The organism is Pseudomonas sp. PDM25, assembly GCF_019219045.1.
Classification (GTDB): domain Bacteria; phylum Pseudomonadota; class Gammaproteobacteria; order Pseudomonadales; family Pseudomonadaceae; genus Aquipseudomonas.
Genome location: NZ_JAHUWL010000005.1, coordinates 183,751 through 206,235, shown reverse-complemented (window position 1 = coordinate 206,235; position 22,485 = coordinate 183,751). Strand labels below are relative to the sequence as shown.

Here is a 22,485-nt window from a genome sequence, read left to right as displayed (position 1 = left end):
GTCGATATCCCTAAGCGGCCCCGCTGCGGGGCGAATCCGGGCGATACAGCGTCTGGTTCAGTCTAGTGACCAGTCACCCGGAATCCAGTGTGAGAGCAGATTGCATCTGCACCACAAATCCAATGTGGGAGCGGGCTTGCTCGCGAAAGCGGTTGGTCAGTCAACATGAATGCTGAATGATCAACCGCTTTCGCGAGCAAGCCCGCTCCCACAAAGGGTCAAGTTGGCGCTTAGTATATCGGCCAGGCCCAACAACCGACGGGCCTTGCTCGCAATTATTGCTAAAAGTTACTCCAAAGCTTTCCAGATATCCGTGGCGTACTCGCGAATGGTCCGGTCGGACGAGAACCAGCCCATCCTGGAGGTGCTCAACACCGCCGAACGCCACCATGCTTGAGAATCGTGCCAATGGGCTTCTACCCGCATCTGCGCTTCCCAATAGGAGTCGAAATCGGCGCAGACCAGGAAGCGATCGTAGTCGATCAGCGAATCGATCAATCCTGTGTAACGGGAAGGATCATCCGGCGAGAACACCCCGCCGCGTATCGCTTGCAAGACGTCATTAAGCCGATGGGATGCCGCAATATCCGGCGTCGCATTGAACTCATGGTTCTGCTTGCGCGCTTCAACCTGCTGAGCGCTAAGGCCGAAGATAAACATGTGTTCCACGCCGATGCGTTCGCACATTTCGACGTTGGCCCCGTCCAGGGTGCCGATGGTCAGCGCGCCGTTGAGGCCGAACTTCATGTTGCTGGTGCCCGAAGCCTCGAAGCCTGCGGTGGAAATCTGCTCCGACAAATCCGCTGCCGGGATGATGCTTTCCGCCAGACTGACGTTGTAGTTGGGCAAGAACACCACTTTGAGCAAACCGCGCACCGTCGGGTCGTTGTTCACCACCCGGGCGATGTCGTTGGTCAGTTTGATGATCAGCTTGGCCTGGTGATAACTGGCCGCCGCCTTGCCGGCGAAGATCTTCACCCGCGGCACCCAATCGACTTCCGGCTCGGCGCGAATCGCCTGGTACAGCGCAACGGTGTGCAGCAGGTTGAGCAGCTGCCGTTTGTATTCGTGGATCCGTTTGACCTGCACGTCGAACATCGCGGCCGGGTTGACCGCGACCCCCAGCCGTTCGTGAATGATGTACGCCAGGGCTTTTTTGCTGTGCAGTCGCTGCTCGGCGAACGCCTTGCGGAACGCAGCTTTCTCGGCGAACGGCTCCAGGCCGAGCAAACGCTCTTCGGCGTTGTCCAGCAGATCCGGGCCGAGGGCGTCGACCATCATCGAGGTCAACTCCGGGTTGGCCTGGTAGAGCCAGCGGCGGAAGGTGATGCCGTTGGTCTTGTTGTTGATCCGGTCCGGGTAGATTTTGTGCAGTTCGGAGAACACGGTTTTGCGCATCAGCTGCGTGTGCAGCCCGGACACGCCGTTGACGCTGTGGGAACCAAGGAACGCCAGGTTGCCCATGCGCACGCGGCGGCCGTTGTCTTCTTCGATCAGCGACACCGCGCGCAGGACCTCGAAGTCATGGATACCCTTGGCCCGCAGCGAATCGATGTGCTGGGCGTTGATCAGGTAAATGATCTGCATGTGCCGCGGCAGCATCCGCTCCATCAAACCGACCGGCCAGGTTTCCAGCGCTTCCGGCAGCAGCGTGTGGTTGGTGTAGGACAGCGTGTCGACGGTGACTTGCCACGCGGCATCCCACGCGACGTCATAGACATCGACCAGTTGCCGCATCAGTTCGGCCACGGCAATCGAGGGGTGCGTGTCGTTGAGCTGGATCGCGGCATGATCGCCCAGGGTCAGGACCGAGGTGTGCATGTTGCGATGGCGGCGCAGCAAGTCCTGCAAGGACGCGGCGACGAAGAAATATTCCTGGCGCAGGCGCAGTTCCTGGCCGGCTTCGGTACTGTCCGCCGGGTAGAGCACCCGGGAAATACTTTCGGCTCGGGCGACTTCTGCCACGGCGCCCAAGTGGTCGCCGGCGTTGAAGCGTTCCAGGTGCAAATCTTCCATGGCCCGGGCGCGCCACAGGCGCAGCGTGTTGACGCTCGCCCCGCGCCAGCCGACGACCGGCGTGTCATAAGCAATGGCGCGAACGGTTTCCGCTGGCGCCCAGACTTGCTTGGACTTGCCGGTGTCGTCGGTGACGGTTTCGACACTGCCGCCGAAACCGATCGGGTAAACGACCTCTGGCCGTTCGAACTCCCAAGGGTTACCGAAATCCAGCCAGTGCTCGGTCTGCTCCTGTTGCCAGCCGTCGACGATGGCCTGGCGGAACAAGCCGTGTTCGTAACGAATGCCGTAACCGTGGCCGGCAATGCCGAGGGTCGACATGCTTTCCATGAAGCACGCGGCCAGACGACCGAGGCCACCGTTGCCCAGCGCGGCATCGGGCTCCAGCAGGCGGATGCGCTCGAGGTCGACGCCGAGTTCAGTCATGGCCTCGCGGGCGACGTCCAGCAGGCCAAGGTTGCTCAGGCTGTCGTAGAGCAGACGGCCGATCAGAAATTCGAGGGAGAGGTAATAAACCCGCTTTTGACCTTTGCGGTAGATCTGCCGGGTGTGATCCATCCAGTGCTCGACCATGTGATCGCGCGCCGCCAGGGCAATGGCTTCGAACCAGTCGTGGTCGAAGGCGTGATCCGGGTCTTTGCCCACCGCGTAGGTGAGTTTGGTCAAGACGGCGTCGCGAAATGCGGCCACCTCTGCTTCGCGAACAAGTGGTTCTTGAGTCATTGATAGGACCTCGAGCGAGCGTGGAGTAGTTGAGCCTAGACGGTCTGACAGGCCGTTGGAACTCTGGTTCGGCAGTTTTTCCCGTTAGTGTGAGATAGATCGACATTACCTTGCCGCGCACCGGAAAGAATGCAGGGGCCGTGCCGGGTTACAGGTGTTATTGGGCGGAATACGAAAAAATCTGGCGAAAGGTTGTTCAAAAATCCACCAGTCCCGGTATGATCGCGCGCCCTGATGCACGCTGGTAACAACCGATGATGAAGTCCAACCTGATCGCCGCCGCGGAGATCGATCGCCTCGACACCTGGGCCAAGTACTCCGCCCCGATGTGTGGTTCGTGCGTTTCCAGCTGCTGCACCCTGCCGGTCGAGGTCAAGATCAAGGATCTGATCCGTATCGGCATCGTCGATGAATTCGAGCGCGGCGAGCCGCCGAAGAACATCGCCAAGCGTCTGCAGAAGGAAGGGATCGTCGAGCGTTACAACCAGAAGTCCGAGATCTTCACCCTTCAGCGCATGAGCAACAACGATTGCCTGTACCTGGATCGTAAGAGCCGTCTGTGCACTATTTATGAAAAGCGCCCGGATACTTGCCGCAACCACCCGAAAATCGGGCCGCGGCCGGGGTATTGCGCGTATAAGCCCAAAGAAGTGGCGCGCGAGACCAGCGAGAGCCGCCGCACCCTCGAAAAGTTCTAACCCGGAATCGCGCTGCCTGAGCCGGCCCCATCGCGAGCAGGCTCGCTCCCACATTGAAATGCATTCCCCTGTGGGAGCCTGCTCGCGATGAGGCCAGAACTGACAGCGCACAAACCCCAGACAAACAAAAACGCCCCCGACCTTGCGGTCGGGGGCGTTTTTTTAGCAGCTAACTAAGTCGAAACTCAGTTACCGGCTTTCTTGGCAGCGCGGGTACGCTCGCTTTCGCCCAGGATCTTCTTACGAAGACGGATGGACTTAGGAGTGACTTCGCACAGTTCGTCTTCTTGCACGAACTCAAGCGCTTGTTCCAGGGTGAAACGGATAGGCGGAACCAGAGCGATGGTTTCGTCTTTACCCGAGGCACGCATGTTGTCGAGCTTCTTGCCTTTGGTTGGGTTAACGCCCAGGTCGTTGTCGCGGCTGTTGATGCCGACGATTTGACCTTCGTACACGTCTTCACCGTGACCCAGGAACAGTTTGCCGCGAGCTTGCAGGGTTTCCAGCGAGTAAGTCAGCGCCTTACCGGTAGCAACCGAAACCAGCACGCCGTTCTGACGGCCGGACATGTCGCCGGACTTCATCACGTCGTAACGGTCGAAGATCGAGGTCAGGATGCCTGCACCGGAGGTCAGGGTCAGGAACTCGTTACGGAAACCGATCAAGCCACGAGCCGGGATGTTGTACTCAAGGCGCACACGGCCCTTGCCATCCGGAACCATGTTGGTCAGGTCGCCTTTACGGATACCGATCTGTTCCATGATCGAACCTTGCGATTCTTCCGGCAGGTCGATGGTCACGTTTTCGTACGGTTCGTGCTTGACGCCGTCAACCATGCGGATGATCACTTCCGGACGACCAACACCCATTTCGAAGCCTTCGCGACGCATGGTTTCGATCAGTACCGAGAGGTGCAGCTCACCACGGCCGGAGACTTTGAACTTGTCGGCGGTGTCGCCTTCTTCAACGCGCAGAGCAACGTTGTAGAGCAGTTCTTTGTCCAGACGTTCCTTGATGTTACGGCTGGTGACGAACTTGCCTTCTTTACCGCAGAAAGGCGAGTCGTTTACCTGGAAGGTCATGGAAACGGTTGGTTCGTCAACGGTCAGCGGCTTCATCGCTTCGACGTTCAGTGGGTCGCACAGAGTGTCGGAGATGAACAGCTGGTCGAAGCCGCTGATGCAGACGATGTCGCCGGCAGCTGCTTCTTCAACGTCGATACGGTGCAGACCGTGGTGACCCATCAGCTTCAGGATACGACCGGTACGCTTCTTGCCGTCGGCGTCGATAGCGACAACCGGAGTGTTCGGCTTGATGCGACCACGGGCGATACGGCCAACGCCGATAACACCCAGGAAGCTGTTGTAGTCCAGAGCGGAGATTTGCATCTGGAACGGACCTTCACGGTCGACTTTCGGCGCAGGTACGTTGTCGACGATCGACTGGTACAGCGGGGTCATGTCTTCAGCCATGTCGGTGTGTTCCAGACCGGCAATGCCGTTCAGGGCCGAGGCGTAGACGACTTTGAAGTCCAGCTGTTCTTCGGTAGCACCCAGGTTGTCGAACAGGTCGAAGATCTGGTCCAGAACCCAGTCCGGACGCGCGCCTGGACGGTCAACCTTGTTGATCACCACGATTGGACGCAGGCCGGCTTCGAAAGCCTTCTTGGTCACGAAACGGGTTTGCGGCATAGGGCCGTCTTGAGCGTCAACCAGCAGCAGAACGGAGTCAACCATCGACATTACGCGTTCAACTTCGCCGCCGAAGTCGGCGTGGCCCGGGGTATCCACGATGTTGATGTGGTAGCCGTTCCAGTTGATGGCGGTGTTTTTCGCCAGAATGGTAATACCGCGCTCTTTCTCCTGGTCGTTGGAGTCCATCACGCGCTCGTCGTTGAGCTCGTTGCGCTCCAGGGTGCCGGATTGACGCAAGAGTTTGTCTACCAGGGTGGTCTTACCATGGTCAACGTGAGCAATGATGGCGATGTTGCGTAGATTTTCGATCACTTGTGTATCTCGATCAGAGGATTCGGTGTGCTGACAAGTCTTGGCAGCGATTTACAGTAGAGTCAGGCCTTGCCGTTACAGCTTGACGGCAGAGTCGGGGGGCCGGTGACGCAGGCCACAGGCGTACAGCCCCGGGCTCTTAGCTCGGTCGATAAACGCGCACATTGGCATGCCCCTCACTGAGCAAATGGTGGGCATGCAGGCGACTCATCACGCCTTTGTCGCAATACAGCAGGTACTGGCGAGTAGGGTCCAGTTCCTTGAAACGAGCGTTCAATGCATAAAACGGCATCGTTTGTACCTCAATGCCAACGAGGCTCAGCGGGTCGTCTTCAGCGGCATCCGGATGACGGATGTCGATGACGATCTGACCAGCCAGCGCTTCACTGACTTCTTCGATCTGCAAGTCCTGGCCCAATTCGTCGATCACGCGATCGATCGGCACCAGTTTGGCGTTCTCAAGCGCACGCTCAAGTACTGCCATGTCGAACTGTTGTTCTTCGTACTCCACGCGTGGACGCTTGGCGTGGGTCTTGGGGTTCACCGAGATGACCCCACAGTATTCCGGCATGTGCTTGGCGAAGTCGGCAGTCCCGATTTCGTTGGCCAGGTCGATGATGTCCTGCTTGTGACTGGCGATCAGCGGACGCAAGACCAGCTTGTCGGTCACGCAGTCGATCACGGACAGGTTCGGCAGCGTCTGGCTCGACACCTGGGAAATCGCTTCGCCGGTGACCAGCGCTTCGATCTCCAGCCGATCGGCAATACGGGAAGCAGCGCGCAACATCATACGCTTCAAAACTACGCCCATATGACTGTTATCGACTTTCCCGAGAATTTCTCCCAGTACTTCCTCGAACGGCACACTGACAAATAACACGCGTTGGGAGCTGCCGTACTTCTTCCAGATGAAGTGCGCGACTTCCATAACGCCCAGTTCATGGGCTCGTCCGCCCAGATTGAAGAAGCAGAAATGGCTCATCAGGCCACGGCGCATGATCTGGTAAGCAGCAACAGTGGAATCGAAGCCGCCGGACATCAGCACAAGTGTCTGTTCCAGGGCACCCAGCGGATAACCGCCGATGCTGTTGTGCTGGTTGTGGATCACGAACAACCGTTTGTCGCGAATTTCGAGGCGAACTTCGATTTCCGGCTCTTTCAGCGAGATTCCGGCGGCGCCGCACTGACGACGCAGTTGGCTGCCGACGTATTTCTCGACGTCCATCGAACTGAATTCATGCTTGCCGGCACGCTTGCAGCGCACCGAAAAAATCTTCCCGGCCAACGCATCACCAAAGTGCTGCTTGCACTTGGCGACGATGTCGTCGAAGTCGCCCAGCGGGTATTCGTCGACTTGCAGGAAATGCGCGATGCCCGGCATGCAGCTCAGGCGCTCGGTCATCTCCTTCAGGGCTTTGGGCTCGCTGACGCGGGTTTCCAGCTCGAGATTGTCCCACACACCGTTCACCACCACGGCCGGGTCCAGGTCGCGGAGCACGGTACGGATGTTTTTGGCCAACTGGCGGATGAAACGCATCCGTACCGGGCGGCTCTTGATGGTGATCTCGGGGAAGACTTTTACGATTAGTTTCATGAAAACAGCGCGCGCTGGGCCAGCCGAAAAAGGGGGGCGCGGATTATAGCGGAAATTGCTCAAGGTTTAACCAGTTAATGTGCAGAAGGTTTTTCGCGCACCAAAACAGGTCATTTGCTGAATTTGACGCTACATTACGGGGCGCTATTTCCAGCTTTGCTGCGCTTTGCACCTTTATAAGCGTGAAATTGGGGCAAAAAACCCATGGTGGGGCACTGGCATGCAATTTGCTCCCTTGTGAGGCAGGTTGCCTTGGCAGAGTATTCGCGCCGGCATCACCCACATTCTAAGGGCATCCACTACTAAGCCCGAAGCCACCCGGAGGACACTATGTCGAAGTCGGTTCAACTCATCAAAGATCATGACGTCAAGTGGATTGATCTGCGCTTCACGGACACCAAAGGCACTCAGCACCACGTGACCATGCCGGCTCGCGACGCGCTGGATGAAGCTTTCTTCGAAGAAGGCAAAATGTTCGACGGTTCCTCCATCGCTGGCTGGAAAGGCATCGAAGCCTCCGACATGATCCTGATGCCGGACGACAGCACTGCCGTTCTCGACCCGTTCACCGAAGAGCCAACCCTGATCCTGGTTTGCGACGTGATCGAGCCTTCGACCATGCAAGGCTACGACCGTGACCCACGTGCGATCGCCAAGCGTGCCGAGGAATACCTGAAGTCGACCGGTATCGGCGACACCGTATTTGTGGGTCCAGAGCCTGAATTCTTCATCTTCGACGAAGTGAAGTTCAAGTCCGACATCTCCGGTTCCATGTTCAAGATCTACTCCGAACAAGGTTCGTGGATGTCCGACCAGGACGTGGAAGGCGGCAACAAAGGCCACCGTCCAGGCGTCAAAGGCGGCTACTTCCCGGTTCCTCCGTTCGACCACGACCACGAAATCCGTACCTCCATGTGCAACGCCATGGAAGAAATGGGCCTGGTCATCGAAGTTCACCACCACGAAGTGGCGACTGCCGGCCAGAACGAAATCGGTGTGAAGTTCAACACCCTGGTGGCCAAGGCTGACGAAGTTCAGACCCTGAAGTACTGCGTACACAACGTTGCTGATGCATACGGCCGCACCGCGACCTTCATGCCTAAGCCTCTGTACGGCGACAACGGTTCGGGTATGCACGTTCACCTGTCCATCGCCAAAGATGGCAAGAACACCTTCGCTGGCGAAGGCTATGCCGGCCTGTCCGACACCGCCCTGTTCTTCATCGGCGGCATCATCAAGCACGGTAAAGCGCTGAACGGCTTCACCAACCCGTCGACCAACTCCTACAAGCGTCTGGTCCCAGGTTTCGAAGCTCCGGTAATGCTGGCCTACTCGGCTCGTAACCGTTCCGCTTCGATCCGTATTCCTTACGTGTCCAGCCCTCGCGCTCGCCGTATCGAAGCCCGCTTCCCGGATCCAGCAGCCAACCCGTACCTGGGCTTCGCTGCACTGTTGATGGCTGGCCTGGACGGTATCCAGAACAAGATCCACCCCGGCGATGCTGCTGACAAAAACCTGTATGACCTGCCGCCTGAAGAGGCGAAAGAGATCCCACAAGTTTGCGGCAGCCTGAAAGAAGCCCTGGAAGAGCTGGACAAAGGTCGTGCGTTCCTGACCAAAGGCGGCGTTTTCAGCGACGACTTCATCGACGCTTACATCGCTCTGAAAAGCGAAGAAGAAATCAAAGTACGTACCTTCGTACACCCACTGGAATACGAGCTGTACTACAGCTGCTGATCCGGTAGCGCCTGCGCAAGCGGCGTGACAAAAAAGAGGCCTCCTTCGGAGGCCTTTTTTGTGGGCGTAAGTTTTCAGGCAAAACGCTTTTGCATTTTTTTGAAAATAGTTCTGTGAAACTTCCAAGCAATTTTCATTTACTGTCCCGGGACTTTTCGGAAGGACCATCAGATGAAATCAGCATCGACCCCTCTTTATTCGCTAGCGTTGTTTCTTGCGACGCTAACACCTGCCTGGGCCGCGACTGATAGCTCCCATTCCGCTGATGAGAGCAAACACTGGCGGGTGGAAAAATCTTCCGATGACAGCCGGTTTCAAACGGCCCTTCTCAGCGGAAATACGCGCTATGACGGCAAAACCGGCGAAGCCCTATTGGCGATAAGTTGTCATCCTGATAACCCGATGAGAATGTCCCTGACTATCCCGACACAGCGTCTTGGCTTCAATGCCGATGATTATGAAGGCCCGGGCGCACCGGCAAACGGACCATTGCGCCTGACAACCGGCGCGCGCACGCCCATCAGCTATCTGGTTAGCGGTTCGGGCTCGGTAAGGAGCCTGCAAGAAGACGGTTGGGTATTCGAGTTCGGTACGAGCATCGACAAGCGCGAGTTGCATTACTGGCTCACTAAGACTGCCCATGGTCAGCGTGCAACGTTGACACTGCCTTCGCGCAAGAGTGATACCCCGCTGATTGCAGAGTTTGTATTGCCAGAAGACGACAGCGGGTTGCGCAAGGTTATCGGGCCTTGCATGGAAACATCCAGATGAGCCGCTCCGCAATTTCTGACAAGCAATCGATCCATCTCCCATGACATTCACAGTTTCGTCCGGCATCAACCCATTTGAGTTGCTCGTAGCCTGTACCGACTTACCTGCACTCAACGGATGGAACAATGAAGATCTACATGCTCACAACCCTGCTTGGCACCCTGGCCGCAGGCGCCCTGTCGGGCTGCAACCCAGCAGCACCGACGGCGGCAATCGAACGTATTGTTTTACTGCAAAGCAGCGCATCCTGGGACGACACGCCTTACATCGCCTACCCGAAGACGGCACCTGAGCTGTCGCTCCTGAAACTCAAGATACCTGCAAACACTGCGCTCGACTGGCACACCCATCCAATCCCCAATGCAGCGTACATTCTTGCCGGCGAGCTGACAGTTGAGAGCAAGGACAGCGGCCAGGTCCGACGCTTCAAGCAGGGCGATGCGGTGGCCGAAATGGTCAACATCACCCATCGCGGCAAAACCGGCGACAAGCCGGTAGAACTCATTGTGTTCTATGCTGGCAGCCAAGGTATTCCACTGTCGGAGTAAACCTTGATACCCACAGGGAGTCTGGATGCGGTCACTTTTGATATTTCTGCTGCTGTTTTTCGCTTGCCCTGTGATGGCGCAGATCTACAAGTACACCGACGCCGACGGCAACACCGCCTACAGCAATCAACCGCCCGATGGCGTGAAGGCTCAGCCGGTCGAGTTGCCACCGCTGAACAGGGTTGAGCCCCAAGCCGCTTCTGCGCCACCTGTCGAAGGCACCAGCCGTGAACAACCGCTTAGCGCTTACGAGGTGCTGGAACTGACCAACTTGCCGACCACCGAAGCGCTGCGTGCCAACAACGGCACCTTCACCGTCAATGTGCTGATCAAACCGCGCCTGCAAGGTCCTCATCTGTTCAGGCTGTTGCTGGACGATCAACCTTACGGCCAGCCGAGCAACGTGCCGATCCTGCAACTGGTCAATATTGATCGCGGCACCCACAGCCTCGCGGTGCAGGTGATCGACGGGGAAAACATCGTTCAACAAAGTCCCGCCGTGACGTTCACCGTACAACGGGTGCACAAGCCGTGAGGCTGTGGCTGCTGATCACCTGCCTGATCGCCCTGCCGGTGACAGCGGAGGTGTTCACCTACGTCGACGCCCAGGGCAATCGGGTCTACACCGACCAGCCAGGTTCCGGCAATGCCAAGCGTGTGCCGATGGCAACGAGCAATCGCATGTCCGCCAAGCCCAGCGGCGCAGTACCGGTGACGACTGGAAAGAAGGCCGAAACAAAACCACTGTTCCACTACGACATGTTGAGAGTACTGGTGCCGGAGCCAGATGCCACGGTACGCAGCAATGCTGGCGAGATTATCGTCAGCGTCACCAGCGAACCCGGCCTGCAGCGAGGCCATCGCTACCAACTGCTACTCGACGGCCAACCCACCGCAGCGCCCGGCCTGAGTCCGGTGTTCGCCCTGAGCAACATCGATCGCGGCAGCCATAACCTCTCAGTGGAAATCCTCGACGAACAGGGCCGCACGGTCGAACGCACCGCCAACCAGCCGTTTCACATGCTGCGCATCTCCCTCGCGCAGAAGCGCCAGGTCAAACCCTGCGCCCTCACCGATTACGGCCAACGGCCGGAATGCCCGCTCAAAGACAAACCCGTAGTAGAAGAAAAAAATCCTTTCCTGCGCTTCTTCTAACGCCGTTCAGGTTTGCGCACTATATTGGTGCAATTGGTTGCACCGTACCCATATACCAACCCATTTTGGTTCGAAAGTACCCGTCAAAGCTGGCAGAACGCCACGCAAACGAGCGTCAAACGCCCGTTTCAGGCCTTAAACGCTTCTTTTCGGAGCCTTGGTTTGGTTTTTGCATTTTCCTCGTATCGGCGCTTTATTCATGCGCGCGCCCTGCTCCAAAAGAGGGAGTAGGGCGTGCTCACCGTAAATGGCGATCGCGCAAAGCCCCACGAGACGCAAGACTAGGCATGAGGAGAGAAGTTTGGTTGCTCCAAATGAACGACGAATAACGACGGATTGCGTCTCGTGGGGCTTTGCCCTTCGGGTTGGCGCTGTGATCGCGCCATGCTGCGTTGTAGGACTTGAAAAGGGAAAGCCATTCTCTGCGTCCTACGCCTTGCCTGGCGCGATCACAGCGCCAACGCGATTCGCCATTTACGGTGAGCACGCCCTACTATGACCATTAGCGACGCACTGCATCGATTGCTACTCGACAACCTGACCACCGCCACCATTCTGCTCGATGCCGAACTGCGCCTCGAGTACATGAACCCGGCGGCGGAGATGCTCCTGGCCATCAGCGGTCAGCGCAGCCATGGGCAGTTCATCAGTGAGTTGTTCACCGAATCCACCGAGGCGCTGAACTCCCTGCGCCAGGCGGTCGAGCAGGCACATCCGTTCACCAAGCGCGAAGCGATGCTCACCGCCCTCACCGGCCAGACACTGACCGTCGACTACGCGGTAACGCCCATCCTGGCCAACGGCGCCACCATGCTGCTGCTGGAAGTCCACCCCCGTGACCGCTTGCTGCGAATCACCAAGGAAGAGGCGCAGCTGTCGAAACAGGAAACCAGCAAGATGCTGGTGCGCGGCCTCGCTCACGAGATCAAGAATCCTCTCGGCGGGATTCGCGGCGCGGCGCAATTGCTCGCCCGCGAACTGCCGGAAGAAAGCCTGCGCGACTACACCAACGTGATCATTGAAGAGGCCGACCGCCTGCGCAATCTGGTCGATCGCATGCTCGGTTCCAATAAGCTGCCGTCACTGGCGATGTGCAACGTCCACGAAGTGCTGGAACGCGTTTGTCATCTGGTGGAGGCCGAAAGCCAGGGCTGCATCACTTTGGTGCGCGACTACGACCCAAGCATTCCAGACGTGTTGATCGACCGCGAACAGATGATTCAGGCCGTGCTGAACATCGTGCGCAATGCGATGCAGGCCATCAGCAGCCAGAACGAGCTGCGCCTCGGCCGCATCAGCCTGCGCACCCGCGCCATGCGCCAGTTCACCATCGGCCACGTGCGCCATCGCCTGGTGACCAAGATCGAAATCATCGACAACGGCCCGGGCATTCCCGCGGACTTGCAGGAAACCATCTTCTTTCCCATGGTCAGCGGCCGTCCGGACGGTACCGGGCTGGGCCTGGCCATTACCCAGAACATCATCAGCCAGCACCAGGGCCTGATCGAATGTGACAGCCATCCAGGCCACACCACCTTCTCGATCTTTCTGCCACTGGAACAAGGAGCCACATCGACATGAGCCGTAGTGAAACCGTGTGGATCGTCGATGACGACCGTTCTATCCGTTGGGTCCTGGAAAAAGCCTTGCAGCAAGAAGGCATGACCACGCAAAGCTTCGACAGCGCCGATGGCGTGATGAGTCGCCTGGCGCGCCAGCAGCCAGACGTGATCATCTCCGACATTCGCATGCCGGGTGCCAGCGGTCTGGACCTTCTGGCGCGGATTCGCGAACAACACCCACGGCTGCCGGTCATTATCATGACCGCTCACTCCGATCTGGACAGCGCTGTCGCGTCCTATCAGGGCGGCGCGTTTGAATACCTGCCGAAACCGTTCGACGTTGACGAAGCGGTGTCACTGGTCAAACGCGCGAACCAGCACGCCCAGGAACAGCAAGGCCTGGAAGTCCCGGTCGCCTTGACCCGCACGCCGGAAATCATCGGTGAAGCGCCGGCAATGCAGGAAGTGTTTCGCGCCATCGGGCGCTTGAGCCACTCCAACATCACTGTGCTGATCAACGGCGAATCCGGTACCGGTAAAGAGTTGGTGGCACACGCGCTGCACCGTCACAGTCCGCGTGCGGCTTCGCCGTTCATTGCGCTGAACATGGCGGCGATCCCCAAAGACCTGATGGAATCCGAGCTGTTCGGCCATGAGAAAGGCGCGTTCACCGGCGCGGCCAACCTGCGTCGCGGGCGTTTTGAACAGGCTGACGGCGGCACGCTGTTCCTCGATGAAATCGGCGACATGCCGGCAGACACCCAGACTCGTTTGCTGCGGGTGTTGGCGGACGGCGAGTTCTACCGCGTCGGCGGTCATGTGCCAGTGAAGGTCGATGTGCGAATCATCGCCGCGACTCACCAGAATCTGGAAACCCTGGTGCATGCCGGGAAATTCCGTGAGGACTTGTTCCACCGCCTCAACGTGATTCGCATCCACATTCCACGGTTGTCGGACCGTCGCGAAGACATCCCGACCCTCGCCAAGCACTTCCTCAGCCGTGCCGCGCAAGAACTGGCGGTGGAGCCGAAGCTGCTGAAAAGCGAAACCGAGGAATACCTGAAGAACCTGCCGTGGGGCGGCAACGTGCGTCAGCTGGAGAACACCTGCCGCTGGATCACGGTGATGGCTTCGGGTCGCGAAGTGCACATCAGCGACCTGCCGCCGGAGCTGCTGAACCTGCCGCAGGATTCGGCGCCGGTGACCAACTGGGAGCAAGCGCTGCGCCAGTGGGCTGACCAGGCGTTGGCCCGTGGCCAGTCGAGCCTGCTCGACAGCGCCGTGCCGGCGTTCGAGCGGATCATGATCGAAACCGCCCTCAAACACACCGCCGGCCGCCGCCGTGATGCCGCCGTTTTGCTGGGCTGGGGGCGTAATACCCTGACGCGCAAGATCAAGGAGTTGGGGATGAAGGTTGATGGTGGGGATGATGATGAGGGGGATGAAGGCTAGCAGCCTTTAGTTTTCTGCTGACTGTCAGAACCAATCGCGAGCAGGCTCGCACACAGATGTTGTGCAAGAGCATCATTTTTTGGTCAACATCGAACCAATGTGGGAGCGGGCTTGCTCGCGAAAGCGGTGTATCAGGCGACATTAATGTCGACTGACACGGCCTCTTCGCGAGCAAGCCCGCTCCCACATTTAGAGCTCCGTGCACCGCGTCAATGCACCGTGAACCGCAATCGCGCACGACAACCTATCCAAAACCCCGCCTTCATCTGCAAGAAAACCCATATCGCAGAAACACAAAAGCCCCGGAATACGGGGCTTTCGACGTTTCAGCGCGACATTCTGTTTCAACTTGTTAAAACCTGGCACGCCCCCTGCAATAGTCCATTCAGTGATTCAGTTCACTACCCAGTTTCGGGGACCTTGGTACAGGCAGGCCGGGGATTCCCCTCTTTACACCGGGCTCACACCGCACAAGCGACGAGCCCAAGCAGTTTTGGGGCCCTTGATACAGGCAGGTCAGGGGTTCCTTCTTTACACCGGGCTCACGGCGCAATGCGCGAGCCCTGCCGTTTTGGGGACCTTGGTACAGGCAGGCCGGGGATTCCCTCTTTTATTGCTCTCGGAGATGGATCTCCAGCCGCCAGCGGTCATCGACCTCGCTACCGGCCCACTCGCCCTGCAGTGGCCGGGCCGCCACCACCGTCAGCAACACCCCCCCATCACTCAAACGCACGCGCCAGTTCACGCTCTTGTCGTTGATTTTGAGCTGACCTTTCTGTGCCTTTCCTTCAGCTTCGAACAGCAACGCGAGGCTACCGTCGACGAACTCGCCGTGAGCCTTGGGTTCGTTGTTGAACCACACCACCAGCCCATCGTTCGTGACCTCGACCTGCTGCAATTCGCTGGGGTCGGGAGTGGTCAGGCGACCGATCATCAACCCCACCATCACCCCGACAATCGCCAGCGAAGCCATCACTCGCGGGAATAGCTTCGAACGCGGGTCAGCTTCAGGCGTAGAATGCCGCTCATCTTTACCTTCGGAGCCGTGCATGTTTCACGTCATCCTTTTCCAACCAGAAATTCCGCCGAATACCGGCAACGTTATCAGGCTGTGCGCCAACAGTGGCTGCCACCTGCATTTGATCGAACCGCTGGGCTTCGAGATGGACGACAAGCGTCTGCGCCGGGCCGGCCTCGATTACCACGAGTATGCCACCCTGCAGCGCCACGCAGACCTCGCCAGCTGTCTGGAAAGCCTCGGTCATCCTCGGCTGTTCGCCTTTACCACCAAGGGCTCGCGGCCGTTCCACGATGCCAGCTTCGCCGAGGGCGATGCGTTCCTGTTCGGCCCGGAAAGCCGTGGTTTGCCGGCAGAAGTACTCGATGCCCTGCCCGGCGAACAGCGCCTGCGCCTGCCGATGCGTGAAGGCTGCCGCAGCCTGAACCTGTCGAACACCGTGGCGGTCGCCGTGTACGAAGGCTGGCGCCAGCTCGGTTTTAAATAACACACATAACAAATGTGGGAGCGGGCTTGCTCGCGAAGGGGTCATAACATTCAACATCATCGTTGCCTGTTACACCGCTTTCGCGAGCAAGCCCGCTCCCACATTGGACTAGCTTTGACTCAGGACCGCTTACTGAACGGTTGGAGTCTCGCCAGCCGCCTGCATGCGTTGCAGCTCTTGCGCGTACAGCGCGTCGAAGTTCACCGGGGCCAGCATCAGCGCCGGGAACGAACCGCGGGTGACCAGGCTGTCCAGGGTCTCGCGAGCATACGGGAACAGGATGTTCGGGCAGAACGCGCCGAGGGTGTGGCTCATCGAAGCGTCGTCGAGGTTCTTGATCAGGAAGATCCCGGCCTGTTGCACTTCAGCAATGAACGCCACTTCTTCACCGTTTTTCACGGTAACGGACAACGTCAGTACGACTTCGTGGAAGTCGCCTTCCAGAGCCTTTTGACGAGTGTTCAGATCCAGACCGACGCTCGGTTCCCACTGCTGGCGGAAGATTGCCGGGCTTTTCGGTGCTTCGAAGGACAAGTCACGTACATAGATGCGCTGCAAGGAGAATTGCGGTGCGGTTTCTTCTTCGCTAGCTGCAGTGTTCTGTTGGTCAGTCATCTCAGATCCTTTCTGATCTTGGGGTCTTATAGGGAAGGCATTCAGGCCTTGAGCATGGCGTCGAGCTTGCCGGCGCGCTCAAGGGCGAACAAATCATCACAACCACCCACATGGGTGCTGCCGATCCAGATCTGCGGCACGGACGTACGTCCGGCCTTCTGAGCCATGGCGGCACGCACCTGCGGCTTGCCATCGACCTTGATCTCTTCGAAGGCCACGCCTTTGTTCTCGAGCAGGTACTTGGCTCGCGAACAGTAAGGGCAGTAATCGCTGGAATAGACGACGACGTTGCTCATATCACTTCACCAGCGGCAGGTTGTCGCCTTTCCAGCTGGAAATACCGCCGGAAAGCTTGGCGGCGGTGAAGCCGGACTTCATCAGTTCGCGGGCATGCGTGCCAGCAGTCTGGCCCATGGCGTCGACCAGGATGATGGTCTTGGCCTTGTGCTTTTCCAGTTCGCCAACGCGAGCGGTCAGTTTGTCGTGAGGAATGTTCACCGCGCCAACAATGTGACCGGCAGCGAAGTCCTTGGTCGAACGAATGTCGATCACAATGCCCGCGTCCTTGTTGACCAGCCCGGTCAGTTCACCGGTGCTCAGGCTGCGGCCGCCGCCTTGCATCTGATAGGCCAAAAGCAAGGCCGCCAGTACGACGAAGATACCCACGAGAATGTAGTGGTTGGTGGCGAATTGGATCAGATGTTCAACCATCGAAGGAAGTTCCAGGGCGTTAAAATGTCGGCCAGTATACACAGCCACTATGGTGGGCCAAACCCCGTCCGGCGGTGACGTGGCCGGAACTTCGCTTTAAACTGCCACTCCCTTTTCCATCGCCCTCTTTTAACTCAGCCACGAGTGGAATCCATGACTACCACGCCTAAACCTTTGGTCCTGATTATTCTCGACGGCTTCGGTCACAGTGAGAGCCCTGAATCCAACGCCATCTTTGCGGCGAAGAAGCCCGTACTGGACCGTCTGTGGGCCACCGTGCCGAACGGCCTGATCTCGGGCAGCGGCATGGACGTCGGCCTGCCGGATGGCCAGATGGGCAACTCCGAAGTCGGTCACATGAACCTCGGCGCCGGCCGCGTGGTGTATCAGGACTTCACGCGCGTGACCAAATCGATCCGCGACGGTGAGTTCTTCGAGAACCCGACCATCTGCGCCGCTGTCGATAAAGCCGTCGCTGCCGGCAAAGCCGTGCATTTCATGGGCCTGCTGTCCGATGGCGGCGTTCACAGCCACCAGGATCACCTGATTGCCATGGCCGAACTGGCTTTCAAGCGCGGCGCCGAAAAAATCTATCTGCACGCTTTCCTTGATGGTCGCGACACGCCGCCGAAAAGCGCTCAGTCGTCCATCGAACTGCTGGATGCAGCCTTCCAGGCCCTCGGCAAAGGCCGGATCGCCAGCATTATTGGCCGTTACTTCGCCATGGACCGCGACAACCGTTGGGACCGCGTGTCCCAGGCATACAACCTGATTGTCGATGGCAACGGCGAATTCAACGCCGCCACCGCTCAGGAAGGCCTGCAAGCCGCGTACGAACGCGGCGAGAGTGACGAATTCGTCAAAGCCACCAGCATCGGTGAGCCGGTGAAAGTCGAAGACGGCGACGCCGTGGTGTTCATGAACTTCCGCGCTGACCGCGCCCGCGAACTGACCCGTGTGTTCGTCGAAGACGATTTCAAGGAATTCGAACGTGCCCGCCAGCCAAAACTGGCCGGCTTCGTCATGCTGACCCAGTACGCCGCCAGCATTCCCGCCCCATCAGCCTTCGCCGCGGGCAGCCTGGACAACGTGCTGGGCGACTACCTGGCGAAAAACGGCAAGACCCAACTGCGCATTGCCGAAACCGAAAAGTATGCCCACGTAACCTTCTTCTTCTCCGGTGGCCGTGAAGAACCGTTCCCGGGCGAAGAACGCATCCTGATCCCGTCGCCAAAAGTCGCCACTTATGACTTGCAGCCCGAGATGAGCGCCCCGGAAGTCACCGACCGCATCGTTGATGCCATCGAAAACCAGCGTTACGACGTGATCGTGGTCAACTACGCCAACGGCGACATGGTCGGCCACAGCGGCGTGTTCGACGCAGCGGTAAAAGCCGTTGAATGCCTGGACCTGTGCGTTGGCCGCATCGTCGATGCGCTGGAAAAAGTCGGTGGTGAAGCCCTGATTACTGCCGACCACGGCAACGTCGAGCAGATGTCCGATGAAACCACCGGCCAGGCACATACCGCCCACACCACCGAGCCGGTGCCGTTCATCTATGTCGGCAAGCGTGACTTCAAGGTTCGCGACGGCGGCGTGCTGGCGGACGTGGCACCGACCATGCTGATGTTGATGGGCCTGGAAAAACCGGCGGAAATGACTGGCACGTCGATTCTGGTGTAACCCGCCCCTTCAAACACCACCAAAACCCTGTGGGAGCGGGCTTGCTCGCGAATGCGGTGTATCAGTCGACATCAACGTTGCCTGACACACCGCATTCGCGAACAAGTCGAATCGTCGCACCGCCGCTCCCACATTGGTTTTCGGTGTTTTTCTGTCCGGTTATCACACAACCCCAATTGGGCGTTTTTTTTGCAGCGCTTGGCGGGCATACTAGGCCCGTCCCTTTCCCTGGTGTCGCCCGCCTCTATGCTTCGCGTCCTGATAGCCCTTGCTCTGACATGCCTGCTCCAACCGGCCTTTGCTGACGAGCGCGCGCAAACCCAACAACAGTTGGACGCCACGCGTCAGGACATTGCCGAGCTGAAAAAGCTGCTGGGCAAGCTCCAGGAAGAAAAGTCCGGTGTGCAGAAAGACCTCAAAGGCACCGAGACCGAGATGGGCAAGCTCGAGAAGCAGGTCGAAGCCCTGCAAAAAGAGCTGAAGAAAAGCGAATCCGAGCTGCAGCGACTCGATGCCGAGAAAAAAAAACTCCAGAGCGCGCGCATTGAACAGCAGCGACTGATCGCCATTCAGGCCCGCGCGGCCTATCAGAACGGTCGTCAGGAGTACTTGAAGCTGTTGCTCAACCAGCAGAACCCGGAAAAATTCGCCCGCACCCTCACCTATTACGACTACCTGAGCCAGGCCCGCCTGGAGCAGCTGAAGAATTTCAACGAAACCCTGCGCCAACTGGCCAATGTCGAAAAAGACATCGCCATGCAACAGGCGCAATTGCTGGTGCAGAAAAGCAGCCTCGACAGCCAGCGTGATGAACTCGACAAAGTCCGCAAGGAGCGCCAGCAAGTCCTGGCCAAACTCAGCGACGACGTGAAGGCCCGGGATCAGAAGCTGGCGGCCCGCGAGCAGGATCAGGCAGACCTGTCTAAAGTCCTTAAAACCATTGAAGAAACCTTGGCCCGTCAGGCCCGAGAGGCAGAAGAAGCGCGGCAAAAAGCGCTGATCGCCCAGCAGGAAGCCGAAAAAAAGCGTTTACGTGAGGCCCAGGCTGCAGCAGATGCTGAGGCCACTGATGCCCCACGCAAACCCGTTAAATCGACACCCGGCGCCCTGGTATCAAGTTCAGGTGAGACCTTCGGCGGCCCCTTTGCTTCAAGCCGGGGAAAACTTCCCTGGCCAGTCGATGGTCGACTGCTGGCACGCTTTGGCGAAACCCGTGGCGACGACGCCCGCACCAAGTGGGACGGCGTGATGATCAGCGCCTCCGCCGGCAGCCAGGTGCACGCCGTGCATGGCGGTCGCGTGGTGTTCGCCGACTGGTTGCGAGGCGCCGGGCTGCTGGTGATTCTCGACCATGGCAACGGTTTTTTGAGTCTTTATGGTCACAACCAGACACTGCTCAAGTCTGCGGGTGACGTGGTAAAAGCCGGTGAGTCCATCTCCACTGTGGGTAGCAGTGGCGGGCAGGACACGCCAGCGCTGTATTTCGCTATTCGTCAGCAGGGTCACCCGAGTGATCCAGCGCAATGGTGCCGCGCGCAAGGATAGGCGTTGAGTCACCTACATTAGGAGTTCGTTCGACATGCTGCATTTGTCCCGCCTTACCTCGCTGGCCCTGACGATCGCCCTGGTGATCGGCGCGCCTCTGGCGTTTGCCGCTCAACCTGCTCCGGCGGTCGCGCCTGCGGGCACTGCTGCGACCACCAAGGCGCCGTTGCCTCTGGAAGAGTTGCGCACCTTTGCCGAGGTCATGGATCGGATCAAGGCAGCCTATGTCGAGCCGGTGGACGACAAGACCCTGCTGGAAAACGCCATCAAAGGCATGCTCAGCAACCTCGACCCACACTCCGCCTACCTGGGCCCGGAAGACTTCGCTGAATTGCAGGAAAGCACCAGCGGCGAATTCGGCGGCCTGGGCATCGAAGTCGGTGCCGAAGACGGTTTCATCAAGGTGGTTTCGCCGATCGATGACACCCCGGCCTCCAAGGCTGGCATTCAGGCCGGCGACTTCATCGTCAAGATCAACGGCCAGCCGACCCGCGGCCAGAGCATGACCGAAGCCGTGGACAAGATGCGCGGCAAGATCGGCCAGAAAATCACCCTGACCCTGGTGCGCGACGGCGGTGCGCCGTTCGACGTGACCCTGGCCCGCGCCATCATTCAAGTGAAGAGCGTGAAGAGTCAGTTGCTGGAATCCGGCTACGGCTACATCCGCATCACCCAGTTCCAGGTCAAGACCGGCGACGAAGTCTCCAAGGCCCTGGCCAAGCTGCGCAAGGACAACGGCAAGAAGCTCAAAGGCATCATCCTCGATCTGCGTAACAACCCCGGCGGCGTGCTGCAAGCGGCGGTGGAAGTGGTCGACCACTTCATCACCAAGGGCCTGATCGTTTACACCAAGGGCCGTATCGCCAACTCCGAACTGCGCTTCTCCGCCACCGGCAAGGACGAAAGCGAAGCCGTGCCAATGGTCGCGCTGATCAATGGCGGCAGCGCCTCGGCCTCGGAAATTGTCGCCGGTGCCTTGCAGGATCAGAAACGCGCGGTGGTCATGGGCACCACCAGTTTCGGCAAAGGCTCGGTACAAACCGTGCTGCCGCTGAACAACGACCGCGCACTGAAGATCACCACGGCGCTGTATTACACGCCGAACGGCCGCTCGATCCAGGCTCAGGGCATCGTCCCGGACATCGAAGTGCGCAAGGCCAAGATCACCAACGAGCAGGACGGCGAGTACTTCAAGGAAGCCGATCTGCAAGGTCACTTGGGCAATGGCAACGGCGGCGCCGACAAACCGACCAGCTCCAGCGGCAAAGCCAAGGCAATGCCGCAGGATGACGACTACCAATTGGCCCAGGCCCTGAGCCTGCTCAAAGGGTTGAGCATCACTTCCGGCCGCTGAGATGCGCCTGCGGTTATTACTCGGTCTGCTGTGTTGTCTGGCGGGTGTCGCTCACGCGGCGCCTGCCACAACAGCGGCCACACCTCAAAAAGCTTATCTAAGCCTGATCATCGATGACCTGGGGCAAAACCTGCCCCGGGATCGCCGCGTGCTGGCCCTGCCCGGCCCAGTCACCGCGGCGATCATGCCGGACACGCCCCACGCCACCGAATTCGCCCGCGAGGCCCATCGCGCTGGCAAGATTGTCATCCTGCACATGCCCATGGACCCGGCCACTGGCCCGTTCGCCTGGCACCCTGATTTGCCCATCGACGAACTTGAGAAACGCCTGAACGCAGCGTTCAAGGTCGTGCCCTACACCGCAGGCATCAACAACCACATGGGCAGCCGCATGACCGTTCAGCCGGCTGCCATGGCTTGGTTGATGGCGGACTTGCAGCGTCGACACAAGTTCTTCGTCGACAGCCGCACCAGTGCGCAAACCGTGGCGGCCGCCGAAGCACAGAAGATTGGTCTGGCGAGCGTTTCGCGGGATGTGTTCCTGGATGACGAGCCCACTGAAGCCGCGATATTTACTCAGCTGCAGACGGCAATCAGCCTGGCGCACAAGCAGGGTTCTGCGGTGCTGATCGGGCACCCGTATCCGCAGACTCTGGCAGTTCTGGAGCGTGAACTGCCCAGGCTCAGGGCGCAGGGAATCGAGTGGATTGATATCAGGCAGATGATCAGCGTGCGCGGCAATCGCGCAACAGCTGCACACGGCAAGGACGGGCTTTACCGCATCCCTCCTGCCCGCTGATTGATCGGAAC

The 22,485-nt window shown here is 58.9% G+C and carries 20 protein-coding genes; 13 read left to right on the top strand and 7 right to left on the bottom strand.

What is annotated here, in order from left to right; genetic code table 11:
* Nucleotides 1-288 precede the first annotated feature (288 nt).
* Nucleotides 289-2,739 carry a glycogen/starch/alpha-glucan phosphorylase gene (locus KW848_RS11325; RefSeq protein ID WP_218536861.1) on the bottom strand — a complete coding sequence of 817 codons (2,451 nt, stop codon included), beginning with the start codon at nt 2,737-2,739 and terminating at the stop codon, nt 289-291.
* Between the two features lie 254 nt (nt 2,740-2,993).
* On the opposite strand from KW848_RS11325, the gene KW848_RS11320 reads away from it, so the two are divergent.
* Nucleotides 2,994-3,437, top strand: coding sequence for a YkgJ family cysteine cluster protein (locus KW848_RS11320; RefSeq protein ID WP_008149447.1), 444 nt, complete (start codon nt 2,994-2,996; stop codon nt 3,435-3,437).
* A 185-nt stretch (nt 3,438-3,622) separates the two neighbouring features.
* Here KW848_RS11320 and typA read toward each other — a convergent pair whose 3' ends face one another.
* The gene (gene typA / locus KW848_RS11315) at nt 3,623-5,443 is read right to left on the bottom strand and encodes a translational GTPase TypA (RefSeq protein WP_008149445.1); all 1,821 of its coding nucleotides are present in this window, start codon (nt 5,441-5,443) and stop codon (nt 3,623-3,625) included.
* A gap of 139 nt (nt 5,444-5,582) precedes the next feature.
* Nucleotides 5,583-7,037 carry a tRNA uracil 4-sulfurtransferase ThiI gene (thiI, locus tag KW848_RS11310; protein ID WP_111449415.1) on the bottom strand — a complete coding sequence of 485 codons (1,455 nt, stop codon included), beginning with the start codon at nt 7,035-7,037 and terminating at the stop codon, nt 5,583-5,585.
* Nucleotides 7,038-7,367: 330 nt separating this feature from the next.
* On the opposite strand from thiI, the gene glnA reads away from it, so the two are divergent.
* From glnA to ntrC, 7 genes are all read left to right on the top strand, one after another.
* Nucleotides 7,368-8,774: a glutamate--ammonia ligase gene (gene glnA, locus KW848_RS11305; RefSeq protein ID WP_111449417.1), complete on the top strand. Its 1,407-nt coding sequence runs from the start codon at nt 7,368-7,370 to the stop codon at nt 8,772-8,774.
* Between the two features lie 171 nt (nt 8,775-8,945).
* Nucleotides 8,946-9,545: a hypothetical protein gene (locus tag KW848_RS11300; RefSeq protein ID WP_218536860.1), complete on the top strand. Its 600-nt coding sequence runs from the start codon at nt 8,946-8,948 to the stop codon at nt 9,543-9,545.
* A 125-nt stretch (nt 9,546-9,670) separates the two neighbouring features.
* Complete coding sequence (locus KW848_RS11295) at nt 9,671-10,093, top strand: cupin domain-containing protein (protein ID WP_375154709.1); 423 nt, start codon at nt 9,671-9,673, stop codon at nt 10,091-10,093.
* Nucleotides 10,094-10,118: 25 nt separating this feature from the next.
* A complete protein-coding gene (locus KW848_RS11290) occupies nt 10,119-10,628 on the top strand; it encodes a DUF4124 domain-containing protein (protein WP_218536859.1) in 510 nt (169 codons plus the stop codon).
* Nucleotides 10,625-11,248, top strand: a complete 624-nt coding sequence (locus KW848_RS11285) for a DUF4124 domain-containing protein (RefSeq protein ID WP_218536858.1) — start codon at nt 10,625-10,627, stop codon at nt 11,246-11,248. Before KW848_RS11290 ends, KW848_RS11285 begins: the two co-directional genes overlap by 4 nt.
* A gap of 495 nt (nt 11,249-11,743) precedes the next feature.
* The gene (glnL, locus tag KW848_RS11280; protein WP_010464561.1) at nt 11,744-12,829 is read left to right on the top strand and encodes a nitrogen regulation protein NR(II); all 1,086 of its coding nucleotides are present in this window, start codon (nt 11,744-11,746) and stop codon (nt 12,827-12,829) included.
* Nucleotides 12,826-14,262, top strand: a complete 1,437-nt coding sequence (ntrC, locus tag KW848_RS11275) for a nitrogen regulation protein NR(I) (RefSeq protein WP_008149434.1) — start codon at nt 12,826-12,828, stop codon at nt 14,260-14,262. The genes glnL and ntrC overlap by 4 nt, the downstream gene beginning before the upstream one ends.
* 610 nt (nt 14,263-14,872) lie before the next feature.
* Here the strand turns inward: ntrC and KW848_RS11270 are convergent.
* Complete coding sequence (locus tag KW848_RS11270) at nt 14,873-15,313, bottom strand: hypothetical protein (RefSeq protein ID WP_218536857.1); 441 nt, start codon at nt 15,311-15,313, stop codon at nt 14,873-14,875.
* Here KW848_RS11270 and KW848_RS11265 point away from each other — a divergent pair.
* Nucleotides 15,312-15,767, top strand: coding sequence for a tRNA (cytidine(34)-2'-O)-methyltransferase (locus KW848_RS11265; protein WP_007949025.1), 456 nt, complete (start codon nt 15,312-15,314; stop codon nt 15,765-15,767). The genes KW848_RS11270 and KW848_RS11265 overlap by 2 nt on opposite strands.
* Nucleotides 15,768-15,896: 129 nt before the next feature.
* Here KW848_RS11265 and secB read toward each other — a convergent pair whose 3' ends face one another.
* From secB to KW848_RS11250, 3 genes are read right to left on the bottom strand one after another with little or no spacing between them, the layout of a single operon-like run.
* Nucleotides 15,897-16,382 carry a protein-export chaperone SecB gene (secB, locus tag KW848_RS11260; RefSeq protein ID WP_007897410.1) on the bottom strand — a complete coding sequence of 162 codons (486 nt, stop codon included), beginning with the start codon at nt 16,380-16,382 and terminating at the stop codon, nt 15,897-15,899.
* A gap of 41 nt (nt 16,383-16,423) precedes the next feature.
* Nucleotides 16,424-16,678, bottom strand: coding sequence for a glutaredoxin 3 (gene grxC, locus KW848_RS11255; protein ID WP_008149430.1), 255 nt, complete (start codon nt 16,676-16,678; stop codon nt 16,424-16,426).
* 1 nt (nt 16,679) lies between these two features.
* Nucleotides 16,680-17,093: a rhodanese-like domain-containing protein gene (locus tag KW848_RS11250; protein WP_111449421.1), complete on the bottom strand. Its 414-nt coding sequence runs from the start codon at nt 17,091-17,093 to the stop codon at nt 16,680-16,682.
* A gap of 153 nt (nt 17,094-17,246) precedes the next feature.
* On the opposite strand from KW848_RS11250, the gene gpmI reads away from it, so the two are divergent.
* From gpmI to KW848_RS11230, 4 genes are all read left to right on the top strand, one after another.
* Nucleotides 17,247-18,776 carry a 2,3-bisphosphoglycerate-independent phosphoglycerate mutase gene (gpmI, locus tag KW848_RS11245; RefSeq protein WP_218536856.1) on the top strand — a complete coding sequence of 510 codons (1,530 nt, stop codon included), beginning with the start codon at nt 17,247-17,249 and terminating at the stop codon, nt 18,774-18,776.
* Nucleotides 18,777-19,022: 246 nt separating this feature from the next.
* Complete coding sequence (locus tag KW848_RS11240; protein ID WP_218536855.1) at nt 19,023-20,321, top strand: murein hydrolase activator EnvC; 1,299 nt, start codon at nt 19,023-19,025, stop codon at nt 20,319-20,321.
* A 34-nt stretch (nt 20,322-20,355) separates the two neighbouring features.
* Nucleotides 20,356-21,675, top strand: a complete 1,320-nt coding sequence (locus KW848_RS11235) for a S41 family peptidase (protein WP_218536854.1) — start codon at nt 20,356-20,358, stop codon at nt 21,673-21,675.
* A 1-nt stretch (nt 21,676) separates the two neighbouring features.
* Complete coding sequence (locus KW848_RS11230) at nt 21,677-22,474, top strand: divergent polysaccharide deacetylase family protein (RefSeq protein ID WP_218536853.1); 798 nt, start codon at nt 21,677-21,679, stop codon at nt 22,472-22,474.
* Nucleotides 22,475-22,485: the final 11 nt, after the last annotated feature.

Coding starts and splice junctions, on each gene's coding strand:
- KW848_RS11230 (WP_218536853.1), top strand. CDS start 21,677: ATGCGCCTGCGGTTATTACTCGGTCTGCTGTGTTGTCTGGCGGGTGTC.
- KW848_RS11235 (WP_218536854.1), top strand. CDS start 20,356: ATGCTGCATTTGTCCCGCCTTACCTCGCTGGCCCTGACGATCGCCCTG.
- KW848_RS11250 (WP_111449421.1), bottom strand. CDS start 17,093: ATGGTTGAACATCTGATCCAATTCGCCACCAACCACTACATTCTCGTG.
- secB (WP_007897410.1), bottom strand. CDS start 16,382: ATGACTGACCAACAGAACACTGCAGCTAGCGAAGAAGAAACCGCACCG.
- grxC (WP_008149430.1), bottom strand. CDS start 16,678: ATGAGCAACGTCGTCGTCTATTCCAGCGATTACTGCCCTTACTGTTCG.
- KW848_RS11300 (WP_218536860.1), top strand. CDS start 8,946: ATGAAATCAGCATCGACCCCTCTTTATTCGCTAGCGTTGTTTCTTGCG.
- glnL (WP_010464561.1), top strand. CDS start 11,744: ATGACCATTAGCGACGCACTGCATCGATTGCTACTCGACAACCTGACC.
- KW848_RS11290 (WP_218536859.1), top strand. CDS start 10,119: ATGCGGTCACTTTTGATATTTCTGCTGCTGTTTTTCGCTTGCCCTGTG.
- KW848_RS11325 (WP_218536861.1), bottom strand. CDS start 2,739: ATGACTCAAGAACCACTTGTTCGCGAAGCAGAGGTGGCCGCATTTCGC.
- gpmI (WP_218536856.1), top strand. CDS start 17,247: ATGACTACCACGCCTAAACCTTTGGTCCTGATTATTCTCGACGGCTTC.
- KW848_RS11265 (WP_007949025.1), top strand. CDS start 15,312: ATGTTTCACGTCATCCTTTTCCAACCAGAAATTCCGCCGAATACCGGC.
- KW848_RS11240 (WP_218536855.1), top strand. CDS start 19,023: ATGCTTCGCGTCCTGATAGCCCTTGCTCTGACATGCCTGCTCCAACCG.
- KW848_RS11295 (WP_375154709.1), top strand. CDS start 9,671: ATGAAGATCTACATGCTCACAACCCTGCTTGGCACCCTGGCCGCAGGC.
- ntrC (WP_008149434.1), top strand. CDS start 12,826: ATGAGCCGTAGTGAAACCGTGTGGATCGTCGATGACGACCGTTCTATC.
- thiI (WP_111449415.1), bottom strand. CDS start 7,037: ATGAAACTAATCGTAAAAGTCTTCCCCGAGATCACCATCAAGAGCCGC.
- KW848_RS11270 (WP_218536857.1), bottom strand. CDS start 15,313: ATGCACGGCTCCGAAGGTAAAGATGAGCGGCATTCTACGCCTGAAGCT.
- glnA (WP_111449417.1), top strand. CDS start 7,368: ATGTCGAAGTCGGTTCAACTCATCAAAGATCATGACGTCAAGTGGATT.
- KW848_RS11320 (WP_008149447.1), top strand. CDS start 2,994: ATGATGAAGTCCAACCTGATCGCCGCCGCGGAGATCGATCGCCTCGAC.